The sequence below is a fragment of the Pseudomonas floridensis genome (genome assembly GCF_002087235.1).
GTDB classification, from domain to species: domain Bacteria; phylum Pseudomonadota; class Gammaproteobacteria; order Pseudomonadales; family Pseudomonadaceae; genus Aquipseudomonas; species Aquipseudomonas floridensis.
In genome coordinates this window covers 1-4,544 of sequence record NZ_MUIO01000133.1, presented here as the reverse complement: position 1 = coordinate 4,544, position 4,544 = coordinate 1, and the positions used below count along the sequence as shown (strand labels likewise).

Sequence of the window (4,544 nt, the reverse complement as noted above, 5' to 3'; positions counted from 1 at the left end):
CCTGCAGGGGCTCTGGCCGCTGCGTATAACTTGAATAGCAGCCGCCACTACGGCAGGCTTGCACGATTAACGACCCTACCGGGAGAGACACAGACAATGGCACTTATCAGCATGCGCCAGATGTTGGACCACGCAGCCGAGTTCGGCTACGGCGTTCCAGCTTTCAACGTAAACAACCTGGAACAGATGCGCGCCATTATGGAAGCGGCCGACAAGACCGACTCCCCGGTCATCGTTCAGGCTTCGGCAGGTGCCCGCAAATACGCCGGTGCCCCCTTCCTGCGTCACCTGATTCTGGCTGCGATCGAAGAGTTCCCGCACATCCCGGTGGTCATGCATCAGGACCACGGCACCAGCCCTGACATCTGCCAGCGCTCGATCCAGCTGGGCTTCAGCTCGGTCATGATGGACGGCTCGCTGAAAGAGGACGGCAAGTCTCCGGCCGATTACGAGTACAACGTTGACGTGACCCGTCGCGTGGTGGCCTTTGCTCACGCCTGTGGCGTTTCCGTGGAAGGCGAGCTGGGCGTTCTGGGTTCGCTGGAAACCGGCATGGCCGGTGAAGAAGACGGCGTTGGCGCTGAAGGCATTCTGGACCACAGTCAGATGCTGACCGACCCTGAAGAAGCCGCTGACTTCGTCAAGAAGACTCAGGTCGATGCCCTGGCCATCGCCATTGGCACCAGCCACGGCGCCTACAAGTTCACCAAGCCGCCTACCGGCGACATTCTGGCGATCGAGCGCATCAAAGAGATCCATAAGCGCATTCCAAACACTCACCTGGTGATGCACGGTTCTTCGTCCGTTCCTCAGGAGTGGCTGAAAATCATCAACGAATACGGCGGCGACATCAAAGAAACCTACGGTGTGCCGGTCGAGGAAATCGTTGAAGGTATCAAGCACGGCGTGCGCAAGGTCAACATCGATACCGACCTGCGTCTGGCGTCCACCGGTGCCATCCGTGAATTCATGGCCAAGAATCGCAGCGAGTTCGACCCGCGCAAATACCTGGCCAAGACTGTCGTGGCCATGCGCGACGTCTGCATTGCCCGCTACGAAGCCTTCGGCACCGCTGGCAACGCCTCGAAGATCAAGCCGATCTCGCTGGACGCCATGTTCGAGCGCTACGCGCGCGGCGAACTGGATGCCAAGATCAACTGAGTTGATCGAGCACTGAAAAAACCCGCAGCGATGCGGGTTTTTTGCTTGTTGCCGACATGAACGGGGGTGTCTGGAAGGCAGATTTCGCGAACAAGTTCGCTCCCACTGAAAATGCCTGAGCTTCACCTGTGGGAGCGGACTTGTCCGCGAATGGATCTACAGGTTCAATGAAACTGTGTGAGCTGAAAGACAGTCTTCGCGGACGAGTCGGCTCCCACGCAAGGAATCAATGCCACGTGGGAACAGATTTCGCAAACAAGTTCGCTCCCACCGGAAATGCCCGAGCTTCACCTGTGGCAGCGGACTTGTCCGCGAAGAGATGCGCACACCCCCTACATAGGCAGCGCCTGACGTATCGCTTTCGTGGACAAGTCCACTCCTACAGGTCGTACTACCGTGGGGGCTTCAGAGCAGTAAGGGTTGTCCTGGCAAGTTTGCACTCCCACGATTTGATTGGACAGCGTCACTCCAGATCGCGGCGCATACCGATGTGCGGAATGTCGTCTTCCAGGTAGACCTCGCCCACCGGATTGAAGCCGTAGCGACTGTAATAGCCTTGCAGATGCGCCTGCGCTGACAGGTAGATGGGCTGGTCGGGCCATTTGCGTTCGGCATGTTCCAGCGCCTGGACCATCAGTTCGTGGCCAATGCCTCGGCTGCGGATAGACGGCGCCGTGACCACGCGGCCGATGGTGACATCACCGCCTTGCTGAATAGGGTCAAGCAAACGCAGATAGGCGACCAGTGTGTCGTCCTGCCACGCCATCAAATGGCAGGTGTCGCCCGTCAGGTCCTGTCCATCCACGTCCAGGTACACGCATTGCTGTTCCACCACGAACACCTCGGCACGCAGTTTCAGCACGGCGTAGAGCTGTTCGATGTTCAGCTCGGTGTGGTGTTTGCAGATCCATTTGATAGACATGTCGCCGACTCGCAGAGAAACCAGAAGCGAAGTCTAAACGCATCTGGCGTCATTCCCAATAAACGCTGATGCCGATAGGGAGGCACGCCATGATTACAAGTCGTTTGGGGGGCGAGCATAGTCGGGTAACTCCACTTTCCGGCGTTGCCGCTCAGGAAAGGACGTCGTTGTTTTGCAAAGGCCTACTTTTCGAGGAAACGGACGGGGATCAGGCTTGAAATGGTGATCGGGAAAACAATCCTGTAGTGCTGACGAACATCGCGACAGCGCTCAACTGCATTCTATTGACTTGTCTATACGCCGGTTTCGGTCTTCAATGAGGCTTAAAGCCATCGTTATGAAGGGTGACCTCGGCGTCGTCAGGCTTCGCCCCTGCAAGCTGTCTTCTCAGGAACCAGAGCATGTCGTACCTGCTTCGAGTCGTTGGGTTGCTGGTGTTTCTGTCGATGGCGCAGGTCAGCGCGGCAGAAAAGCTGCGTCTTGTTGCTGATCCCTGGCCACCTTTCACCGATGCGCTGCTACTTAATGGCGGCCTTGCCACCGATATCGTCAGCACCGCGCTCAAGCGCGCCGGTTATGTCGTCGAATATCAGCAGGTGCCTTGGGCAAGAGCGCTGCTGGGGCTGAGTGAAGGTCGGCACGATGTGCTGATAAACGCCTGGTTCAGCGAGGATCGCACCCTGATCGGGCAGTTTTCCGAGCCTTATCTGGTCAATCGCGTGCGCTTTCTCAAGCGTAAGGATTCGCCCATCGCGCCTCATACGCTGAAACAACTGAGTGCCTATGTGATCGCCATCGTGCGGGGTTACGCCTATTCGCCAGCATTCGACAGCGACCCGTCATTGCAGAAAGTGCCGGTAAAGAGTTTCTCCGTGGCGACCCGCATGCTGGTTGCCGAGCGTGTCGATCTCACGCTGGAAGATGAATACGTCGCTCGCTACAACCTGGCGCTGGAGGCCGAAGAGGTGCGCGACCGCGTGGAGTTTCTGCCCGGCTCGCTGAGTGAAAACGGCCTGCATATTCTGGTCAGTCTGAAGCACCCCAGGCACGCCGAAATCGTCGCCGGTTTCGACCGCGAAATTGCCGCCATGAAGGCTGACGGCAGTTACGACGAGCTATTCAGACGGCATGGTCTGGGGCGGCCTGCGGAGCTTTGATCAAGTGCGCCGCGAGTGTGCGTAACGGTGCGAGCTGGCGGCAGATCAAGGCGAGCTGGGTTTGCACCAGGCGCTGGCTTTCGTCCATCTCTTCCGGAATCTGCTCCAGCTGAGTGGCCAGCCCTTCCTCTTCATCGCTCTGCACCGCAACGCTCTGCTTCTCGGCCAGCCCTTGGGCAATTTCATCGATACTCGCCGCCAGTCGGGCACCCGCGCCGTCGATCAGGTGCTCATGCACATCGCTGGGCAGTTGCGTGTCGCGGTGCGCACCCAGGCCGGACAGATAGCTGAGCAACGTGTGTGACAGCACCAGAAAACGAAAACCGACATCGGCTTCCTTGCGGAAATGCCCCGGCTCCATAAGCATGTTCGCAAGCGTGGTCGACAGCGCGGCGTCGGCATTGTGCGCATTGCGCCGGGCGAGTCGGTACGCCAGGTCGTCGCTCTTGCCCTTGGCGTATTGCTGCATGATCTGACGCAGGTAGATACTGTTGCAGGTCAGGGTATTGGCCAGCACCCTGTTCAGGCGTCGGCCCTGCCAGTCCGGCAGGAACAGAAACACCGCAAGGCCCGCGATCAGGCTGCCAAGCAGCGTATCGAACAGCCGGGGCAGGAACAGCCCATAGCCGTCGCCCACCTGATTGAAACAGAACAGCACCATGACCGTGATCGCGGCGGTCGACAGGGTGTAGCGCGTGGTGCGGTTGACGAAGAACACCACACCGGCCAGCACTGCACACATCGATTGCAGGATCGGGCTGGTGACCAGGTCGAACAGCACCCAGCCGACCGTCAGGCCAATCGCCGTGCCAATGATCCGCTGGCCGAGCTTGCGCCGGGTCGCGCCGTAGCTCGGCTGGCAGACGAAGACCGTGGTCAGGATGATCCAGTAACCCTGCGACGGGTGAATCAGGTGCACCATCGCATAGCCGATGGTCAGCGCCAGCGGCAGACGTAGCGCGTGGCGAAACAGCAGCGAGGTCGGCGTCATCTGCAAACGCAGGCGCGTCCAGACATCCTTGAGGTTGCGCGGCGAGCGGTCCAGCAGGCTGCTGTCGGTAGCGTCTGCCACGGCATCCGGGTTGCTGGCGTCACTGATCAGCCGATCCAGCGTCGTGAGGTTCGCGGCCAGCGCACGCAACGAACGCAGCAGCCCGCGCCAGGCCGGATTGCTCTGGATGCGCAGGTGTTCGAGGGAGGCGTGCAGGTCTTCCATGGCCTCAGCGAAGCTTGGGTCATAGACGAACGGCTGGCGCAACTGGATGGATTCCGACAGTGCCTGGCACGCCACGCCCTGCTGACGC

At 59.6% G+C, this 4,544-nt stretch carries 4 protein-coding genes; 2 read left to right on the top strand and 2 right to left on the bottom strand.

The window, feature by feature from the left end:
* Window positions 1–96 precede the first annotated feature (96 nt).
* Window positions 97–1,161, top strand: coding sequence for a class II fructose-bisphosphate aldolase (gene fba / locus BZK31_RS26015; protein WP_004880227.1), 1,065 nt, complete (start codon window positions 97–99; stop codon window positions 1,159–1,161).
* Between the two features lie 463 nt (window positions 1,162–1,624).
* Here fba and BZK31_RS26010 read toward each other — a convergent pair whose 3' ends face one another.
* Entirely contained in the window at window positions 1,625–2,083 is a 459-nt protein-coding gene (locus BZK31_RS26010) for a GNAT family N-acetyltransferase (protein ID WP_083186109.1), read from the bottom strand.
* Window positions 2,084–2,484: 401 nt separating this feature from the next.
* Here BZK31_RS26010 and BZK31_RS26005 point away from each other — a divergent pair, with 401 nt between their 5' ends.
* Window positions 2,485–3,240 (top strand): substrate-binding periplasmic protein, encoded by a 756-nt coding sequence (locus tag BZK31_RS26005; protein WP_083186108.1) that lies wholly within the window; start codon window positions 2,485–2,487, stop codon window positions 3,238–3,240.
* Here BZK31_RS26005 and BZK31_RS26000 read toward each other — a convergent pair.
* The coding region (locus tag BZK31_RS26000) for a YccS/YhfK family putative transporter (protein ID WP_208617236.1) at window positions 3,203–4,544 on the bottom strand (1,342 nt) is incomplete at its 5' end. The genes BZK31_RS26005 and BZK31_RS26000 overlap by 38 nt on opposite strands.

Excerpts from the sequence above, each read along its gene's own strand:
- fba (WP_004880227.1), top strand. The coding sequence starts at position 97 with ATGGCACTTATCAGCATGCGCCAGATGTTGGACCACGCAGCCGAGTTC.
- BZK31_RS26010 (WP_083186109.1), bottom strand. The coding sequence starts at position 2,083 with ATGTCTATCAAATGGATCTGCAAACACCACACCGAGCTGAACATCGAA.
- BZK31_RS26005 (WP_083186108.1), top strand. The coding sequence starts at position 2,485 with ATGTCGTACCTGCTTCGAGTCGTTGGGTTGCTGGTGTTTCTGTCGATG.